A 21302-nucleotide genomic window follows, 5' to 3' on the forward strand; every position below is an offset into this window, starting at 1 on the left:
ACTTTTCAACGCTCTCTATAATGGGAACCAAGAGTACCGCATGTAGAGAAAGGAATCGTTGAGAACATGGAGACGAACCAAGAGCGAGTCGAACTGATCGAATTCATTTATAGACAACATTATTCGTATTTGTCTTACAATTTATCCACTTTGACACCTGACAAACAGCTGGTGGAAGACATCATTCAGGATGTGTTCACCGCATTGATGAGGCGCCCGGACCTTGTGATTGACATGAAGCATGTGCGCCAATATTTGCTCCGCAGCGGAAAAAACCGCTTGATTGACATTTACCGCAAAGCGAAACCAGCACTGTGCGGGGATGATCAAGTGATCAACGAAGCGGCCGGCAGCCAAGCGTCTTTTGAGACAAAAGTCGTGCTCGGCGATGTGATTGAAGAAGTGCTCAACGAGCTGCCGGAATCGTACCGTTACGTCATTTTGGCACGTGATTATTACGGCTACAGCTTTCAGGAGATCGCTGACGCGACCGGAGGCTCCTGCAACAGCGTCAAGACCAAGATTTGCCGGGCGCGTAAACAGTTCAACAATACGTATAAAAAGGTTGCGAACGGTTAAGTATAGCGTGAATAGCATCTTGTGGAACGAGGATTCCGCAGGATGCTTTTTTTGTGGGTGTCAAGTCAGCACGTTTCCGCTTCCCTGCTGCTCGTCAGAAATGATACAATGCAACAAGAGAAACTGTTACAAAAAAAGGAGCAGAAGAGAAGCCATATGGAACAAGTAATTATCATCGGCGCAGGCCCTTGCGGCTTGTCTGCTGCCATCGAATTGAAAAAGGCGGGGATCGATGCGCTGATCATCGAAAAAGGGGCGGTCGTGCAATCGATCAGCAACTATCCGACATACATGATATTTCATAGCACGCCGGAGCTGCTCGAAATCGGAGAAATTCCGTTCACGACGATCCAAGAAAAGCCGTCTCGCCAGGAGGCCCTCAACTATTATCGGATCACAGCCAAGCGTTATCAGTTGCGTATCCAAACGTATGAAAAGGTGGTAGAAGTCGAGCCGTTATCAGACGGGTTCCGGCTTACGACGCAAGACCGATTTGGCGATGAAAAAAGCTACGATACAAAACGTGTCATCATCGCCACAGGCTATTTTGACCATCCGAACAAATTGGGCATTCCCGGTGAAGAACTGCCGAAGGTATCGTCACGTTACACAGAGGCGCATCCATATACCGGTATGAACGTCGCCATTGTGGGTGGCAACAACTCCGCCGTAGACGCTGCGCTTGATCTGGAGCGCGCGGGAGCGAACGTGACCGTTGTTTACCGGGGGGCTGAGGTATCGAGCCATGTCAAAGCATGGACAAAGCCACTGTTTTTAAGTGCAGCGGAGAAAGGCAAAATCAACGTCATGTACTCGTCTGCCGTGAAAGAGATTCGAAAGCATGTAATCTTGGTCCAAACAGGCGATGAGGTAGTGGAGCTGGCCAATGATTTTGTCTTCACGTTGATCGGCTTTCGTCCGGACCGGTCCCTCTTGCAAAAGCTTGGCGTCAGCTTTGACGAAGTGTCGGGTTCGCCAGCATTCCATCCTGAAACGATGGAGACCGCGGTGCCGAACCTGTATATCGCTGGGGTCATTGCCGCTGGCTACAGAGGCAATTCCATTTTCATCGAGAACGGCCGCCATCACGGGAAGCTCATCGCTGCGCACATTGTAGGGCAGGGGTAAAATAGACCTCGTAATAGGAAAAGAAAAAAGAGCCATTTGATTATGGCTCATAAATCATTTTGCGGGTCATCCCGCCATCGACGTTCAGGTTCGTTCCCGTGACAAATTGATTGGAAGGGTCTGTCAAATAGAAGCAAGCCTTCACGATATCCGCGGGGGAACCAACCCTTCCTGCGGGGTGCTGCGTATGGTCCACATCCCGTAGTACATCATAATCACCCGTCTCGATCCAACCAGGGGAAATACAGTTCACCCGGATGTTATCTGGTCCGAGCGAGACGGCGAGAGCATGGGTAAGCGCAACAATGCCGCCTTTTGAAGCAGCGTATGCCTCGGAATTCGGCTCGGACATGAATGCCCGTGTCGAAGCGAGGTTGACGATCGAGCCTCCGCGCCCGTCTTGGCGCATCCGTTTGGCTGCTTCTCTTGCACAAAGAAAGGTACCGCGCAAATTGGTGTGTAGCACATCATCCCAATCCTCGAGCGAAAGCTCATATGGCGAATTCCAGCGCCCGATCCCCGCGTTGTTGATCAAAATGTCGACGGTGCCGTAAGCGGTCACAGCGCTTTCGATCAATGCGGCAATGTCCATCGGGTACCGCATATCAGCCCGCACGAACTGAGCGACACCTCCATCGGCGAGAATCTGCGTAACAGCAGACTCGCCTTTTTCAGCATCGATGTCGGCGAGCGTGATGCGGGCGCCCGCTTTTCCATAGGCGATGGAAAGCTCACGGCCGATCCCGTTGCCGGCGCCGGTTATAATCACAGACAAATGGTGAAAAGTCATAGGCAATTCTCCTTTTATTGGTTGCTTACTTACTGGCGGCAAAGGGATTGCGTATCATTGGGATATGTATCCAAGCAGAATTTATTATTACTTTTGCTCACCTTATTATACTTGGGTGGATCCAGAACCCGCATTAACCTAACAAAAGATGCCGAAGCGCCCAGACGTTACTGTGTGGGCCATTCGGCATTTTTCTTATTTGCTACTAAACCTGTGGTCCAAAGGCGAATACTTAAGTCCAGCAAAAATAGGTCATCTGGATCAATCAAAGAACGGTCTGTTAAGCTTTCTATTTTCCGTAAGCGATACAGAAGGGACTGACGATGTAGATTCAAGGCACGGGATGTTTGGCTAACATTCATTTGGTTGCGGATATAGGCAATTAAGGTTTCAACTAAGTCCAGTTCTTTATGCTGGTCATAAACAAGTAAGGAACCAATCGTAGATAAAGTGATTTCCTGAATTTCGGGACTATTGGCTAAACTGTTCAAGGCTCGGAATATTCCCGTATTGGTGAACGTGCTGCGGTTCCCCGGCCCTTTTTGGTGGATTCCGATATCCAAAGCGATACGTGCATCATTGAAGCTTTGGTGGAAGCTTTTTACACCGGCATGATTCTCACCGACTCCCCATGACATGATGATTCCTGGGAGTGCTTGCTGCAATCGAGAATCTACCCGATTCAGGAAGCCATTAACGGTATCAAGAATGGAATCCATCGGGATTTCGAGGAATATGATTAAACGTCCCTGATGGTGGGTGATCATGACCCTTCTTTGGATGGAGTTAGCCGCTTCCTCAACTTTCTTTTCGATGAGTCGGTAAGCAGTTTTTGTCCATTGATCGAAAGAATCACGAGCAGAATTACTTTTTTCGTATAGGATGTCAAAATTGGATACAGAGCCTAAGATACAGACGTGGGGAAGCTCCACTTGGTAATCCAACGCTTTTGCCCTTGATAGAATAAGTTCCCATACTTGCTCCCCCTTAGCAAGCATCCAGACAAAATCATCTCGCAATCGTAGCTCGGTTTCGAAGATCACATTTTCCCGTTGAAACCATAAGCAAAGGGCGACAACAGCGTGATTTAACAAATATTCTTCACCGTTACACAAAAAATGTTCAATAGGGACATCTTGAGGTAGTTCAAATCCAAGATAGCCATGGAGTGTATTGGCGGTCTCGATTTTATACGTAATGAGAGAATTTTCAGTCATTAACATACAATTTTTACCTATTTCAATCATTGATCCTTGATCGTGATTTGATTGCCACTTCTCCTGCAGGCTTTGAGAGTTACGGCTTTTTCCGTTTATGACTCCTTCTGTATCAAGAATAATGACAGCACAGTCCATTTCATGACTAATGACTTCCGCTGCGTCAGTGAGGGAGCCGCCTGTCAAAAATTGATGGAGCAGCTGTTTCTGGAGCTCTTCCGCTCGATTTGCATTGTGGCGCAGCCAATTATTTAACGCTCCTAAAATCGATTGCGTAATATCGGCAAAGCGTAACTCCCAAGGAAGTTCAATAAGCGGGAATTGACGAGTCTCGGCCAATTCCAGTACTTCTGGAGGGAAGCCACTGACGTGATGACCAGTTGCTACACCCAATGCAGCGGCTCCAGAGTCGATTACGTCTTGTACGAATTTTTTGAATGCAGAGACATCCGCACCGCAACCGATTGCCGTAGTCAAAACAAATTCATTTTTCCGAACAAAATCTTCTACGGGGATTTCAATTACAGATATCGATTCTACCAGTCGCTCAATTAATATGCCTTCTGCGGAACGGACTGTAGAGCGCTTCATCACATCGATTTCCATTACATCCTTCATGGAAAACTTCAATTTACCCCCATCCCATCTTTCTTTTTTATCTGCAAGTGATTAAGCGTAAACGAATTATACAAATGGGAAAATGTAATGTCAATTTTTAAAAATGACTATACACAGTTCAATGTAGAATGGTTCTTTCATTAGCTAAAATGACTACAGTTCAACGAAAAAGTTCATACACATTTGCAGATGTTGCCTTGCATGAGAGCGTTTACTATTTAGTTACAAGTTGCAAAAACATTCGAACATAAAGGGGAGTTGCAATGCAAAACAGCTATTGAAAAACAACAGTGGTCATGTTAACCAACGGTAAGCACAACTAAGAATGACCCAGTTCTCCATTGGTGCTTTGAAAAATAACCAAGGTTAACCGAATCTCGATTCATAAAAAACAGTTTACTAGGAGGAAATTCGAATGGCTAAAAATTTTAAAAATGTAGATGTTGCAACAAAGTCTGTATGGGCTGGTGAAGAAGAATATTTAGTTCACGGGGCTACCCAAGTCCCTGTTATGGTCAGTGTTGCTTATGGATACGACGATATGGACGAATGGTATGAGGTAGCAACGTATAAGAAACATGGCCATATTTACGGACGTAATACCAACCCAACCGTTCAAGCTTTTGAAGACAAAGTGAAAATCTTGGAAGGAGCCGAGGCGGCAACAAGTTTTTCTACTGGTATGGCAGCGATCAGCAACACATTGTACACCTTCCTTCGACCGGGCGATCGCATCGTTTCCATAAAGGACACGTACGGTGGAACAAATAAAATTTTCACCGAGTTTTTACCGCAAATGGGTATTGAAGTCGTGCTTTGTGACACGGGTGAACATGAACAAATCGAAGCAGCAGTAGCAAATGGATGCAAAATTTTATATTTGGAAACGCCTACAAATCCTACCGTGAAAATTACCGATATCGAACGGATGGCAGCTGCAGGTCATGCAGTAGGAGCATTGGTTGTAGTGGACAACACGTTCGCTACACCAATTAACCAAAATCCACTTCAATTAGGTGCTGACTTGGTCCTCCACAGTGCCACAAAATTCCTTGGTGGGCATGCGGATGCACTTGGCGGTGTGGTTTGCGGAGCGAAAGATTTGGTTAAGAAGATTTACCACTATCGTGAAATCAATGGAGCTACCATGGATCCTTGGGCAGCTTACCTGCTCTTAAGAGGAATGAAAACACTGAAACTTCGAGTTGAACAGCAAGAGAAGAACGCGAAGGCTATTGCGGAGTACTTGCAAACGAAGGATATTGTGGAAGCTGTTTACTATCCGGGATTAGAAACACACAAGCATCATGATATCGCGAAGAAGCAAATGCGTGGATTCGGAGGCATGTTAAGCTTTGCGGTGAAGGGCGGTATGGATTCAGTAAGAGTATTCCTGCCTAAATTGCAATTTGCAAACCGCGCGGCTAACCTTGGTGCGGTAGAAACGACTTATGGTCCTGCCCGTACCACAAGCCATGTAGAATGTACACCTGAGGAACGCGCAGCAGTGGGAATTCCTGAAGGCTTGGTTCGTCTCTCTTGCGGTATCGAAGATGCTAATGATCTCATTGCTGACTTGGAACAAGCTTTTGCCTTTCTTGAATCCAATTTGGAAGTGACCAAATAAATAAACCATTCGGGCAGACTGTATCGGTCTGCCCGTCGATTCTAGAGCAGAAGCGACAGGAGAGAATTTACTATGGAACATCGTATTGCTTTACTAGGCTTTGGAGTCGTTGGCCAGGGACTGGCTGAAATTTTGCGAGACAAAAGTTACGCGTTACGTAGTGGTCTTGGTTTTGATGGTCTGATTGTGGCAATTTCTGATCCCATGAAAGGGTCGCTCTATCATCCGGAAGGGTTGGATCTGAGCCAGGCACTAAAAGCTGTAAAAGACACAGGAACACTGGATGCATATCCCGATACGCCTGGATTGATTCGTGGCTGGGATAGCTTTCAAACGATTCGGGAGAGCAATGCAGAGACAATTGTAGAAATTACGTTCACCGACGTAAAAACAGGACAACCAGCCATCGATCATTGTCGAGCAGCCTTTCAATGTCAGAAAAACGTAGTGATGAGCAATAAAGGACCGGTTGCGTTAGCTTATCAGGAATTGTCACAGTTGGCGAAAGAAAAAGGGGTTCGTTGGGGTTATGAAGGAACAGTGATGTCTGGAACTCCTGCTTTACGAATGCCGATCGTTGCCCTCGCCGGAAATGAAATAAGCGAAGTGAAAGGGATCTTGAACGGGACGACCAACTACATCCTCACGAAGATGGAAGAAGGTTACACATACGAAGATGCCCTAAAAGAAGCTCAGTCATTGGGTTATGCAGAAGCGGATCCAACAAGTGACGTTGAAGGATATGATGCCCAGTATAAGGTTGTTATTTTAGCCAATGTGGTTATGAATACGCCGTTAAAACGGGATCAAGTATCATGCGATGGAATCAGTAGCCTCACACCACAAGATATTGAATCGGCGAGGTCACAAGGGAAACGCTGGAAGTTAATTGGTCGTGCAAGAAAAGAAGGGGAACAGGTGGTGGCAAGTGTTGCACCAGAAATGATTCCCGTAACGGATCCACTCGCTGGAATTATGGGTGCTACAAATGCGGTTACGTACGATTGCGATCTAGCGGGTCCGATTACCTTGGTTGGAGCTGGAGCAGGCCGTAAGGAAACCGGGTTTTCCATTCTTATTGACCTGATCAATATAGCACGAGAACAACTTTAGAACGAAAGGAGAATGGAAGGTGGTTTTGTCTGTGAACACGAGTGTAAAGGGAAGAAAGATGCTGGTTGAAGGGCAATGGATGGAATGCGAACAGGTTATTGAAGTCCGCGATCCGAAAAACAATAGCTTGATTGATACCGTTCCTGCCGCTACTGCTGAAGACATGCGTAAGGCGATTGAAGCAGCGAAGGAAGGGGTTAAAATCGCAGCCGAAATGCCTGTTCATGAACGGATTGCCGTCTTGAACAGAGCAGCTGATAGCATTCAAAGACGCAGCGAGGAATTCGCTACCATGATTGCTCGCGAGGGAAGCAAGACGATACGGGAAGCGCGAAAAGAAGTCAGACGTTGTGTCGAGACGCTTCGGATTAGTGCAGAAGAAGCGAGGCGGATTCATGGAGAGACGATTTCTTTTGACCAAATGCCAGGTAGCGAGAATCGGATCGGTTACTTCTATCGTTTTCCGATTGGATTAATCGCAGCGATCACACCGTTTAATGATCCATTAAACCTGGTGGCGCATAAAGTAGGACCTGCTATCGCATCGGGCAATGCGATTATCGTCAAGCCTGCAGAAGCGACGCCGATCAGTGCGCTGCTGCTTGCTGAAGCATTTGATGAGGCTGGTTTACCGCCAAAGGTTTTGAGTGTGATTACAGGAAACGTCAGTGAAATTGGAGATGTTTTAATCACCCATCCTGATGTGCGGATGATTTCCTTTACTGGTGGCTTGCAAGCAGGACAGGAAATTTTAAGTAAAGCGGGTTTGAAAAAGATAGGGATGGAGCTTGGTTCAAATTCTCCGGTCATTGTATTGAGCGATGCCGACCTCGATGAAGCGGTAGAAGCAAACGTTTCGGGCGCTTTTTGGGCTGCAGGCCAAAATTGTCTCGGCGTGCAACGGATCTATGTGGAAGAATCGATATTTCAAGAGTTTGCAGCCAAATTCATTGAACGCACCTTACAGTACCGTGTAGGTGACAAGCTGTCTGAATTGACGGATATGGGCCCCATGATCAGCGAACGTGCTGCGATCCGTGTAGAGAAATGGGTAAACGAAGCGATTGAAAAAGGCGCTACGCTGCTTTGTGGGGGACGCCGGGACGGAGCGTATTACATGCCAACCGTGCTGACGAATTTGCCGAGCGATTGTACACTTGCGGAAGAAGAAGTATTCGGACCGGTCGTTACCTTGCACCCCGTGTCGGATTTGGATGCTGCTATTCAACAGTCAAATCATGTAAACTTCGGGTTGCATGCTGGTATTTTTACCCGTGATTTAGACAAAGCATTTAAGGCGATTCGTCACTTAGATGTAGGAGGTGTTATGGTAAACGATAGCACTGACTACCGGATCGACGGAATGCCTTTCGGCGGTGTGAAGGGATCCGGTTTAGGCAGAGAAGGAGTTAAGTTCGCCATCCATGAAATGACAGAACCCAAGGTAGTTTGCTTTAAGCTTTCAAAATAAGTTCTAGTTTTTGTTAGAGGAGGGCACGTGATGCTCTCCTTTTTTGTTATCGCCAACCCTTACCCTATACATATTGACTACAACACTCGAGAAATCTTCATACAGTTTTGCAGATGTATCAAAATCAACATGGAATTACAATTTGGAAAGCAGAAAATTAGTATTCTGCAAATAGACCAGAGAAAACACAAGGCTAGAAGGAGAGGGTTTTAGCCATCTGTGGTAGCGCTTACAAAAGGAGGAATAAAGATGGAGCAATTGAATTTGACAACAGAATCAAACGTGACAGAGACAAAGTCAGAAGGAAGATTACATCGCACGCTAAAAACACGACATTTATCGATGATTGCACTTGGGGGAGCCATTGGTACGGGGCTGTTCCTGGCTAGTGGATCATCGATCAGTACAGCAGGAGCTGGTGGCGCGCTAGTGGCCTTTCTTGCAGTCGGTATCATGATTTATTTTATGATGACGAGCTTGGGAGAAATGGCTACACTGATTCCCTCAGCAGGATCCTTTGATACGTATGCAACGAGATTTGTCGATCCAGCGTTAGGGTTTGCCATTGGCTGGAGCTATTGGGCAACTTGGGCTTTGACATTGCCTACAGAGCTTACTGCCGCTTCTTTGGTGATGAAATATTGGTTTCCCGATTCTTCCTCTTTTCTGTGGTGCTTCCTATTTCTTTCTCTGATGCTTTTGCTCAATGTTTTTTCGGCTAGAGGGTATGGTGAAGGTGAATATTGGTTCTCGATTATAAAGGTGGCTACCATCATCCTGTTTTTGATCGCCGGACTTGCCATGATCGTGGGAATTCTAGGTGGGAAAGCAGTTGGTTTTGAAAATTTTAATCTCGGTGGTACGCCATTTCACGGTGGTTTTGCTGCGATTTTCATAGTCTTTCTAGCAGCAGGATTTTCGTTTCAAGGAACGGAATTAGTTGGTCTTGCATCGGGTGAAGCAGAGAACCCGGAAAAAACGATACCCAAATCGATCAAGCAAACGTTTTGGCGAATTCTCATTTTTTATGTACTAGCGATCTTTGTCATTGGTATCCTCATTCCTTATAATGATCCGAGTCTGCTGAATTCCAGCACGGATGTAGCAGTAAGTCCATTCACACTTGTTTTCAAGAGAGCTGGTCTCGCCGCGGCAGCTGCCGTCATGAATACGGTTATTCTCACAGCAGTGCTATCAGCTGGAAATGCATCCATCTATGCATCATCGCGTATGCTTTGGGCCTTGGCAAAAGAGGGGAAAGCCCCCCGTTGTTTTACAAAATTAAGCTCCAAAGGAGTTCCCTTGAATGCCATTTTCCTCGTTGTCATTGTTGGAATGCTTGCGTTTTTATCTTCCTTTTATGGAAACGGTGTTGTTTATTCATGGTTAATCAGTGCTACTGGTTTAGTAGGATTCTATACATGGCTTGGGATTTCCATTAGTCATTACCGATTCCGCAAGGCGTATATCGCACAAGGAAGAGATCTAAACAAACTGGTTTACAAGGCAAAATGGTTCCCGTTTGGTCCTATCTTTTCGATCGTAATAAGCATCATGATCATTCTTGGACAAAGCTATAGCTTTGCCACAAGTGGTGACTCCATTCCTTGGGGGGATTTTATTGCACCGTATTCTTCTCTCCCGATCTTCCTGGTGACTTGGATAGGGTATAAGTACATGAAAAAAACGAAGGTTGTTCCCTTAGAAGAGTGTGATTTTGAGTTTAAAGATTAATGGTGAAATAACGATAAACAGCGGCTAGTCTAAGACTTTCTTATCAGGTCTTAGGTGGTCGCTGTTTTATTTGAATTTGACATGTTAATTTTATGGAAATTGTACCTTTTTTCATGTCAGAATGTATATTACTATTTGTGTTGACAAGGAGGTACTTGCGTTATATCCCAAAGCATTTAGAATGATGTCCAGGCTTTGCTTGCATGTAATGTAATCAAAATGAACAAGCTAGTACAATTCGTTATGAAGGAGAGCGGTAATCATGTATATTCCTAAATATTACAAAGTGACAGATATAGATGAAATTAGAGAATTCATCGAAAAGAACTCATTTGGTACGCTTGTAACAACAAAACAGGGAAAACCAATTGCTACGCATATACCATTGGAGCTAAGAAAAAATGGAGATGACTTCTATATTACGGGGCACATGGCCTATGGAAACCCACAATGGAAGACATTTGAAACCTGTGAGAGTGTACTCGTTATGTACCAAGGACCACATGCTTATATCTCGTCTTCTTGGTACGGGCATGAAAATGTTCCAACATGGAATTACCAAGCCGTACATGTATATGGCTCGGCTAGCATTCTCTCACAAGAGGAGCTAAAAGAAGATCTAAAGTTGCTGCTACAAAAATACGAGAACCATCGTGACAATCCTATTTTATGGGAAAAGCTTTCTCCCCAATTTCTAGAGGATGAAATAAAAGGCATCGTTGGTTTTAAAATAAAAGTGCAAGAAATTCAAGCAGCCTATAAACTAAGTCAAACTCGAAATGAAGCGGATTACCAAAATATCGTTCATAAATTGTCTGAAGAAGAAGATGCGAACGCGAAAGAATTGGCGAAAGTGATGAACAAAAGGATGACAGAAAAGTAAAACCTTCCTTTGAAAGTTCCCCGTTTGCCCCTAGGGTAGACTTCAATCATTGAAGTTTGCCCTATTTTCATATTCACCAAAACCATGTTTAGCGTAAACTTATTATAAACGCTTTATATAAAAATAGTATTTTTCATTTGAGCTTCCTCTGACATATGCATTTGTTCGATATTGTACCTTTTTGTATGTCAACTTGTATATTATTATTTTTTAATCGGATATTTATACAAGATGAGAGGATGATGATTGTGTACATTCCTAAGTACTATCGTATGGAACATGATAAGGCAGTTCAACTTATGAAATCGAACCCGTTTGCCTTACTGATTACTGTTGACGGATATCGCCCATTGGCTACACATATCCCGTTGGAAATTCGTGAAGACGAAGGGAAAATCTATGCAACTGGGCACATTGCATACGGAAACATGCAGAAGAAAACGTTGGAAAATAATCGTGAGGTGCTGCTTGTTTTTCAAGGACCGCACGCTTACATTTCGTCAAGCTGGTATGAGATTGAAGAAGTTCCTACATGGGATTACCTCGCTGTACATGCGTATGGAACCGCACGAGTAATCAGTGGGGACGAACTGAAATCAGCTTTGGAAACGATGCTTGCACACTATGAGTCTCATCGTGAAAATGGCCGGCTCTGGGATTCGTTTGACCTGGAGTTGCTAGAGAGTGAGATGAAAGGAATCGTTGGCTTTGAAATTGAAATCACCTCTATTCAAGGCGCAGCCAAAATGAGTCAGACTCATAGTGACACCGATTACAAATCAATTGTTGGAAAGCTTGAAAAATCGAATGAGCAAGGGGAAAACCAGGTTGCTCAGTGGATGCGTGAGCAACGAAAAGGGTTATTTACATGAATGACCTAATGATTACCTGTCAAAAATAGGATCGAGGCGATTTCAAATGTATATCCCGGAGCATTTTACGATGAAAGATGTAACTGCTGCGTACACTGTCATTCAGGAGAATAGTTTTGCAACACTGTTTTCCATTCATAATGGTATGCCCTTCGCGACGCATTTACCGTTGATGCTGAATAAAGAGAAAACCTATTTGTACGGACATTTTGCCCGTCCGAACCCGCAGTGGAATGATATTCAAAACCAGACAGTCCTAACCGTTTTTCAAGGTCCACATTGTTATATCTCTCCCTCTTGGTATGAGACTAATAGAGCAGTGCCAACATGGAATTATGTGACCGTTCATGTTTACGGTGCAGTTGAGCTAGTCCGGGATGAACACGAGTTAGTGAGTTCCTTGAATGAGCTGGTACTAAAGTATGAAGCACCTGACAGTTCTTACAGAATACAGGATGTTGATGCTGAATTTCTCAATGGTATGAACAAAGGCGTTCAAGGATTCAAAATCAAAATCGATCGGATTGAAGGGAAAGCAAAGATAAGTCAGAACCATTCCTTACGCAGACAAGAGCTCATTATCAAACAGTTGGAACAGATTCCAAATTCAAACGAGCAACAAATTGCCTCGTTGATGAAAGAGAACCTTTAAAAGAGTACAAGCTTGGATTCACCAACCAAGTAGAAGCCCCGCGATTCTACCAGACAATAAAATGAAATGGAGAGATCGTTTATGTCTAAATTTATCATTGAGGATGAGTTTTGGTCGTTATTCCCTCATGCAAAAATAGGCACCGTTATTTGCCAGGGGATTGATAATTCAATAAGGGACGTAGAGATCTACGAGAAGCTGCTGCAGGAGGCTGAGAAAGAAACGCATAAATTCCTAAGTTTGGAGGAATTCAGCAGTAACCCAGTCATATTTGTTTGGCGAGAAGCGTTTCAGAAATTCAAGACTAAAAAAGGGGCAAGGTGTTCCATTGAAGCTTTATTAAAAAGAGTGAAAAATGGCAATCATATCGGAACAATAAACCCGCTTGTTGACATCTATAATTCAATTTCATTGCGTTATGGGCTTCCGTGTGGTGGAGAAGATATCGACACTTTTGTAGGAGACATACGGCTCACGAAGGCAATTGGGAACGAATCGTTTCTCCCATTAGGAGATGTTGAAAATGCTTCGCCATATGAAGGTGAAATTGTTTATAAAGATGATGAAGGTGCAATATGCAGATGCTGGAATTGGCGTGAAGCTCAGCGGACGATGCTAACAGAAAATACGAAAAATGCATTCCTCTGCATTGAATTAATCGATGAAACAAGAAGCGATGAATTTCATATGGCGCTTAAAGAATTGGCTGATTTAGTGTCACATCATCTTGGTGGTACTGTGAAAATAGAAGTGTTAGATCGTAATAATAATAGGGAAATGACGATCTTTGGTTAAGGCCAACCTACGTTGATTAAGCCCTTTCTGGTTAGCATGCTTCCCATTGCAGCCCCAAATGTAAGTTGAGTAAGAAAACTTGGGGCTGCTTTTTGATTTGCCCATACACATAAATAAAGAAAATGGTGGTCATTTACTTTCGTTTTACTTGGAGCAGTTTAAACACTGGTACAGTTGCTTATAAGGGTCTTTTCTAGGCAACTAAATGGAGTGTTTAAGCTCCACTCCTTCTATCGGAGGGAAGTAGGACTTCCCTCTCCTTTTAAAATAATTTAATATAGTTAAAAGAAGGTTTGCCTTACTTATAACTCTGGTGTATGAAAAGGTGGTAACCATAGAGCAAGTTGGGTGAATCGACTGAACGCATGTACCGATCCATGTTGTTTGAGGAAATGCGTTATTTAATCTTTAGATGGAGGGTAAAGGAATGCTGGTATTACAAAAAACACAAACGATAGTTCGCTATCAGAATGATAACGGTAATATATACTATGGAATTGTTGATGGTGACGCAATTTTACAATTGTCCAGCGATTTTACCGAAATTGTAAAAAACGAACTGAACTATGATGGTGTAAGAATTAGATATGGTGATGTAAAAATTCTAGAGCCTGTTGTCCCCTCAAAAATTGTTAACTTCGGCTGGACATACGCTGGACATGCAAAAGAGACTGGGGGACAAGCCAATCTCAAAGAACCGTTTTTGTTCTTAAAACCAACATCCTCATTGATTCCAGATGGGGGCGACATTATTCTTCCTTCAAGTGAATTAACCCAGCAGGTGGAAATGGAGGGGGAGGTAGCACTCGTTATTGGGAAACGGGGTAAAAATATTAAAGAAGAAGACGCCTTAGATTACGTTTTTGGTTGTACGATATTCAATGATGTGACTGCGAGAGATCTTACAAAAACTGATCCCCAGTTCACACGCGGTAAAGGTTTTGATACGTTTGGGCCACTGGGTCCGTGGATAGTGACCGGTATAGATCCTTCGAATTTACAAATCGTTACGACGTTAAACGGTAAAGTTGTCCAAGATGGTAATACGAATCAAATGTCACTTTCAATTCCTTTTCTTATTAGTTGGATTTCGCAGGTTATGACTTTGGAGCCAGGTGATGTGTTGGCTACTGGTTCACCTTCTGGTAGTTGTCCCATGAAGTCAGGTGATGTTGTGACTGTGGAAGTGAAGAATATCGGAAAATTAACGAATTATGTAAAATCGTAGATAAAATTTGGGCGCTTTTATTTGTATGGTAAATGCAAGTAAGTTTTTGATATTCAGATGTTGTAGAAATCCAAATAATCGATCCAACTTACGTATTCATCAAGAATTTCCCGTGGGAGAAATCCCAGGGGATTTTTCTTATAACGGACCATATGCTAGTTACCAAAAAGATAGAACGACTGATAAAGACTAGAAACATCAAATAAATGTATAATGAAGAGAGATAGCGAGTGAAATGAAATCTATTTTCTGCTAGAGCTTCTTTTAAACTAGAGGTGGCATTATGTTAAAACGTTTATTTGTTTCAGGATACAAGGCTCACGAGCTTGGCATATTTAATGAAAAAAATCCGGGGTTAGCAATAATTAAGAAAGCACTGAAACGCGAACTCGTAAGATTCCTTGAGGAAGATTTGGAATGGGTCATCATTTCAGGTCAACTCGGGGTAGAGATGTGGGCAGCCGAAACTGTTCTGGAATTAAAAAAGGAGTATCCACATCTAAAACTGGCGGTAATTACTCCCTTTTTGAATCAAGAAGAAAAGTGGAAAGAAGAAACCCAGGATTACTACCGAAATATTGTGATGCAGGCCGACTATAGTAATAGTGTCTATCAAACACCGTACCAGGGAGTTTGGCAGCTTGCAGAGAAAGACAAATTCTTGCTTTCCAATTCAGACGGAATCTTGTTAGTTTACGATGAAGAAAACGAAGGATCCCCGAAATTTTTAAGTAAGCTAGCCGCAAAAAAAGCGGATATGGGCGAGTATCAGTTATTTCGAATTAACGCATATGACTTACAAACCATTTCAGAGGAACAGCAGCAAGAATTATACAATGACTATTTCTAAACAGAGAATGTATTTATCTATTTTATTTAAAAATGTGCGATTAATCTTCCCACACATTGTTGTTGAGCGAAGAACCGCAGCGGCAATCTGGGATAAGGAATAAAGCCCTAGACTGCCGCTGTTTCAATTCATGCTTCTATTCATTTTACCACGGTTATGGTTTTTTTCTGGGGTTTATCCTCGCGAATGACTAATAGCACCCCAATAAAAATCAATGCTGTACCCATCCAAAAAGACAACCCAATCTGTTCGCCTAATAATAACCATCCTAAAAACGTACCGACAATAGGTTGGAAAAAGAAAAACAATCCGCCACTGGAAGCGTTAAGCTTTTGCAAGCCTCGATTCCATAACAAAAAGCCACACGCCGTAGAAATGACCCCCAAGTATAGAAGGCCTCCCCAAATGGAAGGATGCATGATCGCTTGAAAATCAAGCTTGGTTAATCGCTCAAGTGTAAAAGGCGTTAGTAAAATAATGGCTACAAGGATACTGTAGCTTGTTACAACAATTTGTGAATATTGCCCGGGAACACGCTTTACGAGTACAGACATAAGTGACCAGGTAAGCGCCGCGATAATCAGGGATAAGCCACCAAGCTGATTTGAGGGATCAATTTGGGAAGTTCCGACAATAACACAAACACCAATAGTGGCTAAAACAATCGAAATAGCTTTCCTTGCCGTAATTTTTTCTTTCAGGATCATTCGTGCAAACAGCACCATAAATGCAGGTGTTGTTGATGTAATAATGGCCCCCATTTGTGCAGAAGATAGCATCGTTCCGGCCTCTTGAGTTACGATGGAAATCGTATTCCCAATGAACCCAATCATAACAATTAATAACCAGCCGCGTTTCGCCACATACCATGACTGTTTTGTAATGGCTCCGATCATTAGTAATGCTACGAGAGCAATTACATAGCGAAGCCATACTAATTCGAGTGGTGGGACGATGCCGACTACGACTTTAACAACAACATACATTCCGCCCCAAATACTGGCAGCGAGTGATAAATATAAAGAACCTAATAAGGTATTTTTCATGGTTGCCCTCCGTTTTTTAGACAATAATTCATGTCCTTAACGGAGATGTAAACATTCTTCCGTTAAGGGAGAATAGTTACAGGTACATCATTTTCAAAAAGTGGTGAATACATCATCGACTTTCATCTCCTTTCAATGCTGTCTCATAATAATACTACAAAATCGCTTTTAGCAGATCCACAAAATCGAAACTGCAATAGGTCATTCTAGCCCTTTGTTTTGAGTAGTCCTTCATTCTGAATGATTGTATGGGCTTGAATTTACCCTAACAGCTTTTCACTATTATTTGACAAATTACCAGGCATTGTGTAAGTTTTATTTATTCTGACCGTACGGAATAAATAAATGACCAAGGGGACCACATGCCGAAACTGGGAATGGAAGAGAAGCGCAAAGCAGATGTCATCGACGCTGCGTTAACGTGCATTAGTGCTTATGGAATCGACGGAATGACACTGGAAAGGGTGGCTGAATTCGCGAATTGCTCGAAAGGGGTAATCGCGTATTATTTCAAGAATAAAGAGAATTTGACAATCGAAGCTTTCAAAGCGTTTTTAGCCTATTATGGCAAAAAGATCGAATACGAAATTGATCGTTCGATGACGTCTGGTGAAATGCTTGACGTGGTACTGAAGCATATTTTGCCCCCATACTGCGACGATCAGGAGAAAAAGATTCATGTCTCAGAGCTTGATGGCGTTGAATGCATGTATATCCCATATGAAGATCAAGCGAAGCTCTTTGTGCAGTTTTTCTCCAAAACAGCGCTCGATCCTAAGCTACAAGAGATCGCGTCAGAGAGCTATCAAAGAGATTTTCAGGGGATCGCAAAGATTATAGATTCCGGCAACAAAAAGGGAGCAATAGCACCGGTAGATCCACAAAGCACGGCATACGGTATCCTAGCGATGGCAGTCGGGTTAAGCTTCTTTCGCGCGGCGAATATTCCACTACCATTCGGCGGCGATAACAGAAAGATATGCGAGGACTATGTAAAACGTCTTTGCGGGGAAGAGAGCATCCGTAGAACGGAGGAAAACTAATGTCATTCGCATGGGGGAATCAAACCAACTATCCAATGGTGAACATTCCATCGGGAGAAGTCCAATTAAGGGATGACCGCATCAAGAAAGCGTGGGTGGTGCAGGTAGATGCTTTTCAGATGGCGCCAATTCCTGTTACGAAAGACTTGTACAGCTTCATGATGCATCAAGCAAAGTGGAATACGAAAGATTTGAAGGTACCGGTTACAGAAGTATCATGGCGAGATGCGGTCACCTTTTGCAATATGTTTTCACGGTATCTGGGCTTCATGGAATGTTATACGATAAGCGACGACAGTGAGGACGTTGTTTGGAACAAGGAGTCAAATGGATTTCGGCTCCCAACAGAAGCGGAATGGCAATATGCGTGCAAAGCGGGAACAAGCGGATATCGGTATGGTGAACTGGAAACCATTGCTTGGTATCGCGAAAATTCGGGAGGCGGAGTTCAAGAGGTGATGAAAAAGGAGCCCAATGCGTGGGGGCTCTACGACATGCTAGGTAATGTCTGGGAGTGGTGCTGGGACATTTATGATGAAGATGTGTACGGATCTTACAGGGTTTTTCGTGGTGGTAGCTGGGCGGAGGAATCAAGAGGTTGCGGTGCGAGTTGCCGTCGTCGCAGTCATCCGACTTTTCGTATCGACGATCTCGGCTTTCGCCTTGCTAGGTCCGTATAAGGCGATGGATATTCATCTAGCAGGTCTTAAGACCGGCCTACGACCAATGGTCAATCGCGCGAATCGTGGAAATCATCTACAGTACAAGAGAGGTGATAACCATGATAAAAGGGTTGTTTGAAACGCATGTTTTGGTCACGGATTTGGAGGCGTCACGGCTTTTTTACGAACGGATTGGACTGTCATTCGCGCACAGGGTACCGGAGCGCAGGGTGGATTTCTTTTGGATCGACAAGCAGGGGCAAGCAATGCTCGGCGTATGGGAAGTGCCGCAAGACAAATGGGTGAGTCGCCATTTCGCGTTTGAAGTGGAACGCAAGGACATGAAGAACGCCGTCGCTTTTTTGAAAGAAAAAGGGCTCTGCCTCAGAAGCTTTTCCAATGATGGCACAGAAGACCTGGAAGTGGCGGCATGGATGCCGGCGGTGTCAATATTTTTCCGGGATTTGGACGGGAATTCGCTGGAATTCATCAGCATGCTGACGGATGAACCTAAACCGGAGCTTGGCGTTGTGAAATATTGGGAGTGGGAAGCCATGCACAATCGGACTTAAGAAGGGTATGTCAAAGGCAAGATTCGTTACATAGGTCTATTGGAAGTGAGACATGAACAGAACCGGTTGTTTGATAAGGCAATCGTGATACGGGCAGTCAGTGTGATGTGAAAATCAATTTCTTTTTTTCGTTACCACTTCACTGACCGATTTTGTCAGGGATGGCAGGGTAGAATGAGGTGAAACGAACAAAAGGAGGACAATCACATGATTCGAACGACGACCGAGTTTCTTACGGAATGGAAAAGCGAGACGGAGGCAACGCAGCGTCTCTTAGATGTTTTGACAGATGAATCGCTCGGACAGGCAATGACGCCGGACCATCGGACGTTGGGCCAAATCGCCTGGCACCTCGCCTGGGTGCTCGGGAGCATGACGCAACTAGGCCTTAACTTCCCTAAGCCGGACGGCAAGGAGCTCGCTCCGTCTTCTGCTGAAAAAATCGCTAGTGAGTACAAACGGGTATCGCAGCAATTCGCCGAAGCGGTGGAGTCTCAGTGGAACGATGAAACAATCCTGGAAAACGCCGCCCATTTACGCTTGTTGATCCAGCACGAAGTTCACCATCGCGGACAAATGACCGTGCTGATGCGCCAAGCAGGACTGCCAATTGCAGGCGTGTATGGGCCATCGAAGGAAGAATGGATCGTGCAAGGCAAGGAACCCTACTTGTAAAAGAACATCGTTATCGATAAAAAAAGTCGGTGCTTCCCCAAAACGGAGAAGCAACCGACTTTTTTTATCCAGTATAAGTGCAACCGCGGCTTAAGCCAAAACATGGCGTAGCCAGGCTTTCTAACTGCTCGATCGTTACATTTTCCATTCCAGCTGGCGGCCGCCAACCAAATGATAATGAATGTGGAAGACCGTTTGCTGGCCGTGTACGCCAGTGTTGGTGATGACGCGGAAACCGTCTTCGTTCACGCCGGTCGCTGCCGCCACTTTTTGCAAGGCCAGATGCAAGTGACCGATCAGTTCCTTGTCTTCCTCTTTGATATCGAGCACGGAAGAGATGTGTTTTTTCGGAATGGTCAAAATATGTACAGGGGCAATCGGGTTAATATCCTCGAATGCGACGACATGCTCGTCCTCATACACTTTTTTGGAGGGGATCTCGCCGTTTACGATTTTGCAGAAAATGCAATCCATGGATAAACACGTCCTTTTCTCTCAATTCTCTTTTTTATTGTAGTGGATGTGCAGCGGTTTTTCCAGTTTTTCGCTCGCATTCTGCTAGACTCGCCGAAAGCCGCCTTCGGAGTGAATCACTTGTCCGGTGATCCAAGCAGCTTCTTCACTTGCCAAAAAGGCAACCAAGCGCGCAGCATCTTCCGGTTGCCCGATGCGCCCAAAAGGGAAGCGGGGGCCGAGAGCAGCCCGGGTCTCATCGCTCATCCAGCCTGTGTCGGTAGGGCCAGGGTTGACCGCGTTCACCGTAATGCCTCGGCTCGCGACCTCCGCTGAGAACGTCAAGGTGAATGCCTCGACGGCTCCTTTTGACGCGACATAGGCGATTTCTCCCGGCATCGGGCCGCGCGATTGTCCGGAAGTGAGATTGATGATTCGGCCGCCTTTTTCTGTGGTAAAACGTTTGGTGAATGCAGCGCTGAGCAGGATGGTGCCGCGAACGTTGACGGCATAGTGACGGTCCAGAATGTCGGCATCTAAGGTATCGATGGTGTCTGGTAGAGAAAAGGCGGCATTGTTGACCAAGATAGACGGAACGCCAAGCTGTGCCACGACTGCTTCCATGATGTTTTCAGGCGTATCGGGCTGTGACAGATCGGCCTCGATATGTGCACACCGAACTCCTAATCTGATTATGTCCCGTGCCAGCTCCTCAGGCTCCGATGCTCCCACTCCCCAAGGCATGCTTGCATCATAGCTACGCCAATGGGTGAAAAAAATATCGGTGTTTTGTGCAGCCAGCGCTTTGCAAATGGCGGCGCCGATCCCTACAGAGCGGGTAGCACCTGTGATGACGGCGATTTTGCGCGTTTGTGTCATATATCTTCACTCCTTTTCGCACAAAGTGGAATCGTGCAAAAGAATTCATTTATTGGAAAATTATATCAACGTTTCTGAGTTCTAGCAGTAGAAATGCCAAAAATTCGAGACCATCTTGTTGTGGATTCCAGCAACCGTTTTCTTCTTGAGAATTGCCTGCATCCTCTATACTTTTTGCGCGATTTCGATTAGTATTATAGATAACGTTTGTCGATCGTTGTGTCTGGCACCTGGCCATCGCACAGCATCCTGAACGTGGATCATTGCGATGGCGGGATGGATAACAGGTAGGATGTGCCTTGTGTTACCCCACCATGAAACAGCTTGGGTTGTCCAACGGGCGGCGTAGGTTGTTTTATGGTGGTTTTTTGTTTTCCCGCAACCATGCGATAACTTCTTAATGAATTGGCTCCGA

At 44.6% G+C, this 21302-nt stretch carries 21 protein-coding genes; 16 read left to right on the top strand and 5 right to left on the bottom strand.

Features of this window, described 5'->3' with window-relative positions; genetic code table 11:
* Positions 1-66 precede the first annotated feature (66 nt).
* Both EDM56_RS20815 and EDM56_RS20820 read left to right on the top strand, forming a co-directional pair.
* Positions 67-579, top strand: coding sequence for an RNA polymerase sigma factor (locus EDM56_RS20815; protein WP_122919839.1), 513 nt, complete (start codon positions 67-69; stop codon positions 577-579).
* A gap of 156 nt (positions 580-735) precedes the next feature.
* Positions 736-1707 carry a YpdA family putative bacillithiol disulfide reductase gene (locus EDM56_RS20820; protein ID WP_122920026.1) on the top strand — a complete coding sequence of 324 codons (972 nt, stop codon included), beginning with the start codon at positions 736-738 and terminating at the stop codon, positions 1705-1707.
* 40 nt (positions 1708-1747) lie between these two features.
* Here EDM56_RS20820 and EDM56_RS20825 read toward each other — a convergent pair whose 3' ends face one another.
* Together EDM56_RS20825 and EDM56_RS20830 are read right to left on the bottom strand one after the other, a co-directional pair.
* The gene (locus EDM56_RS20825) at positions 1748-2497 is read right to left on the bottom strand and encodes an SDR family NAD(P)-dependent oxidoreductase (protein WP_122919840.1); all 750 of its coding nucleotides are present in this window, start codon (positions 2495-2497) and stop codon (positions 1748-1750) included.
* Positions 2498-2664: 167 nt separating this feature from the next.
* Entirely contained in the window at positions 2665-4344 is a 1680-nt protein-coding gene (locus EDM56_RS20830; RefSeq protein WP_148040409.1) for a PucR family transcriptional regulator, read from the bottom strand.
* Positions 4345-4747: 403 nt separating this feature from the next.
* Here EDM56_RS20830 and EDM56_RS20835 point away from each other — a divergent pair, with 403 nt between their 5' ends.
* The 10 genes from EDM56_RS20835 (at position 4748) to EDM56_RS20885 (ending at position 15557) form a co-directional block, all read left to right on the top strand.
* Positions 4748-5959: a cystathionine gamma-synthase family protein gene (locus EDM56_RS20835; protein WP_122919842.1), complete on the top strand. Its 1212-nt coding sequence runs from the start codon at positions 4748-4750 to the stop codon at positions 5957-5959.
* A 72-nt stretch (positions 5960-6031) separates the two neighbouring features.
* A complete protein-coding gene (locus EDM56_RS20840; RefSeq protein ID WP_122919843.1) occupies positions 6032-7072 on the top strand; it encodes a homoserine dehydrogenase in 1041 nt (346 codons plus the stop codon).
* Between the two features lie 31 nt (positions 7073-7103).
* Positions 7104-8543 (top strand): aldehyde dehydrogenase family protein, encoded by a 1440-nt coding sequence (locus EDM56_RS20845; RefSeq protein WP_122920027.1) that lies wholly within the window; start codon positions 7104-7106, stop codon positions 8541-8543.
* A gap of 249 nt (positions 8544-8792) precedes the next feature.
* The gene (locus tag EDM56_RS20855; RefSeq protein ID WP_122919845.1) at positions 8793-10277 is read left to right on the top strand and encodes an amino acid permease; all 1485 of its coding nucleotides are present in this window, start codon (positions 8793-8795) and stop codon (positions 10275-10277) included.
* Positions 10278-10539: 262 nt separating this feature from the next.
* Positions 10540-11160, top strand: a complete 621-nt coding sequence (locus tag EDM56_RS20860) for an FMN-binding negative transcriptional regulator (RefSeq protein ID WP_122919846.1) — start codon at positions 10540-10542, stop codon at positions 11158-11160.
* Positions 11161-11399: 239 nt separating this feature from the next.
* Positions 11400-12032, top strand: coding sequence for an FMN-binding negative transcriptional regulator (locus tag EDM56_RS20865; RefSeq protein WP_246009472.1), 633 nt, complete (start codon positions 11400-11402; stop codon positions 12030-12032).
* 46 nt (positions 12033-12078) lie between these two features.
* Positions 12079-12684, top strand: coding sequence for an FMN-binding negative transcriptional regulator (locus EDM56_RS20870; RefSeq protein WP_122919847.1), 606 nt, complete (start codon positions 12079-12081; stop codon positions 12682-12684).
* 81 nt (positions 12685-12765) lie between these two features.
* A complete protein-coding gene (locus EDM56_RS20875) occupies positions 12766-13479 on the top strand; it encodes a B3/B4 domain-containing protein (RefSeq protein ID WP_122919848.1) in 714 nt (237 codons plus the stop codon).
* Between the two features lie 427 nt (positions 13480-13906).
* A complete protein-coding gene (locus EDM56_RS20880) occupies positions 13907-14707 on the top strand; it encodes a fumarylacetoacetate hydrolase family protein (protein ID WP_122919849.1) in 801 nt (266 codons plus the stop codon).
* A gap of 283 nt (positions 14708-14990) precedes the next feature.
* A complete protein-coding gene (locus tag EDM56_RS20885; protein WP_122919850.1) occupies positions 14991-15557 on the top strand; it encodes an SLOG family protein in 567 nt (188 codons plus the stop codon).
* 140 nt (positions 15558-15697) lie between these two features.
* Here the strand turns inward: EDM56_RS20885 and EDM56_RS20890 are convergent, their stop codons facing one another.
* On the bottom strand, positions 15698-16603 hold the full coding sequence (locus tag EDM56_RS20890) for a DMT family transporter (RefSeq protein WP_122919851.1): 906 nt from the start codon (positions 16601-16603) through the stop codon (positions 15698-15700).
* A gap of 362 nt (positions 16604-16965) precedes the next feature.
* On the opposite strand from EDM56_RS20890, the gene EDM56_RS20895 reads away from it, so the two are divergent.
* The 4 genes from EDM56_RS20895 to EDM56_RS20910 all read left to right on the top strand — a co-directional run bounded on the left by EDM56_RS20895 (position 16966) and on the right by EDM56_RS20910 (position 19555).
* Complete coding sequence (locus tag EDM56_RS20895) at positions 16966-17646, top strand: TetR/AcrR family transcriptional regulator (RefSeq protein WP_122919852.1); 681 nt, start codon at positions 16966-16968, stop codon at positions 17644-17646.
* Positions 17646-18326, top strand: a complete 681-nt coding sequence (locus EDM56_RS20900; RefSeq protein ID WP_246009473.1) for a formylglycine-generating enzyme family protein — start codon at positions 17646-17648, stop codon at positions 18324-18326. Before EDM56_RS20895 ends, EDM56_RS20900 begins: the two co-directional genes overlap by 1 nt.
* A gap of 101 nt (positions 18327-18427) precedes the next feature.
* Complete coding sequence (locus tag EDM56_RS20905) at positions 18428-18880, top strand: VOC family protein (RefSeq protein ID WP_122919853.1); 453 nt, start codon at positions 18428-18430, stop codon at positions 18878-18880.
* 207 nt (positions 18881-19087) lie between these two features.
* Positions 19088-19555, top strand: a complete 468-nt coding sequence (locus EDM56_RS20910; RefSeq protein ID WP_122919854.1) for a DinB family protein — start codon at positions 19088-19090, stop codon at positions 19553-19555.
* Positions 19556-19690: 135 nt separating this feature from the next.
* Here the strand turns inward: EDM56_RS20910 and EDM56_RS20915 are convergent, their stop codons facing one another.
* Positions 19691-20029, bottom strand: a complete 339-nt coding sequence (locus EDM56_RS20915) for a histidine triad nucleotide-binding protein (RefSeq protein ID WP_122919855.1) — start codon at positions 20027-20029, stop codon at positions 19691-19693.
* An 84-nt stretch (positions 20030-20113) separates the two neighbouring features.
* Positions 20114-20887, bottom strand: coding sequence for an SDR family oxidoreductase (locus EDM56_RS20920; protein ID WP_122919856.1), 774 nt, complete (start codon positions 20885-20887; stop codon positions 20114-20116).
* Between the last annotated feature and the right edge of the window lie 415 nt (positions 20888-21302).

Origin of the sequence: Brevibacillus fluminis (genome assembly GCF_003710825.1) — a bacterium.
Lineage (GTDB): Bacteria > Bacillota > Bacilli > Brevibacillales > Brevibacillaceae > Brevibacillus_D > Brevibacillus_D fluminis.

What these genes read in the sequence shown, in the direction of transcription:
- EDM56_RS20815 (WP_122919839.1), top strand. Translation starts at nt 67, where the DNA reads ATGGAGACGAACCAAGAGCGAGTCGAACTGATCGAATTCATTTATAGA.
- EDM56_RS20820 (WP_122920026.1), top strand. Translation starts at nt 736, where the DNA reads ATGGAACAAGTAATTATCATCGGCGCAGGCCCTTGCGGCTTGTCTGCT.
- EDM56_RS20825 (WP_122919840.1), bottom strand. Translation starts at nt 2,497, where the DNA reads ATGACTTTTCACCATTTGTCTGTGATTATAACCGGCGCCGGCAACGGG.
- EDM56_RS20835 (WP_122919842.1), top strand. Translation starts at nt 4,748, where the DNA reads ATGGCTAAAAATTTTAAAAATGTAGATGTTGCAACAAAGTCTGTATGG.
- EDM56_RS20840 (WP_122919843.1), top strand. Translation starts at nt 6,032, where the DNA reads ATGGAACATCGTATTGCTTTACTAGGCTTTGGAGTCGTTGGCCAGGGA.
- EDM56_RS20855 (WP_122919845.1), top strand. Translation starts at nt 8,793, where the DNA reads ATGGAGCAATTGAATTTGACAACAGAATCAAACGTGACAGAGACAAAG.
- EDM56_RS20860 (WP_122919846.1), top strand. Translation starts at nt 10,540, where the DNA reads ATGTATATTCCTAAATATTACAAAGTGACAGATATAGATGAAATTAGA.
- EDM56_RS20865 (WP_246009472.1), top strand. Translation starts at nt 11,400, where the DNA reads ATGATGATTGTGTACATTCCTAAGTACTATCGTATGGAACATGATAAG.
- EDM56_RS20870 (WP_122919847.1), top strand. Translation starts at nt 12,079, where the DNA reads ATGTATATCCCGGAGCATTTTACGATGAAAGATGTAACTGCTGCGTAC.
- EDM56_RS20875 (WP_122919848.1), top strand. Translation starts at nt 12,766, where the DNA reads ATGTCTAAATTTATCATTGAGGATGAGTTTTGGTCGTTATTCCCTCAT.
- EDM56_RS20880 (WP_122919849.1), top strand. Translation starts at nt 13,907, where the DNA reads ATGCTGGTATTACAAAAAACACAAACGATAGTTCGCTATCAGAATGAT.
- EDM56_RS20885 (WP_122919850.1), top strand. Translation starts at nt 14,991, where the DNA reads ATGTTAAAACGTTTATTTGTTTCAGGATACAAGGCTCACGAGCTTGGC.
- EDM56_RS20890 (WP_122919851.1), bottom strand. Translation starts at nt 16,603, where the DNA reads ATGAAAAATACCTTATTAGGTTCTTTATATTTATCACTCGCTGCCAGT.
- EDM56_RS20895 (WP_122919852.1), top strand. Translation starts at nt 16,966, where the DNA reads ATGCCGAAACTGGGAATGGAAGAGAAGCGCAAAGCAGATGTCATCGAC.
- EDM56_RS20900 (WP_246009473.1), top strand. Translation starts at nt 17,646, where the DNA reads ATGTCATTCGCATGGGGGAATCAAACCAACTATCCAATGGTGAACATT.
- EDM56_RS20905 (WP_122919853.1), top strand. Translation starts at nt 18,428, where the DNA reads ATGATAAAAGGGTTGTTTGAAACGCATGTTTTGGTCACGGATTTGGAG.
- EDM56_RS20910 (WP_122919854.1), top strand. Translation starts at nt 19,088, where the DNA reads ATGATTCGAACGACGACCGAGTTTCTTACGGAATGGAAAAGCGAGACG.
- EDM56_RS20915 (WP_122919855.1), bottom strand. Translation starts at nt 20,029, where the DNA reads ATGGATTGCATTTTCTGCAAAATCGTAAACGGCGAGATCCCCTCCAAA.
- EDM56_RS20920 (WP_122919856.1), bottom strand. Translation starts at nt 20,887, where the DNA reads ATGACACAAACGCGCAAAATCGCCGTCATCACAGGTGCTACCCGCTCT.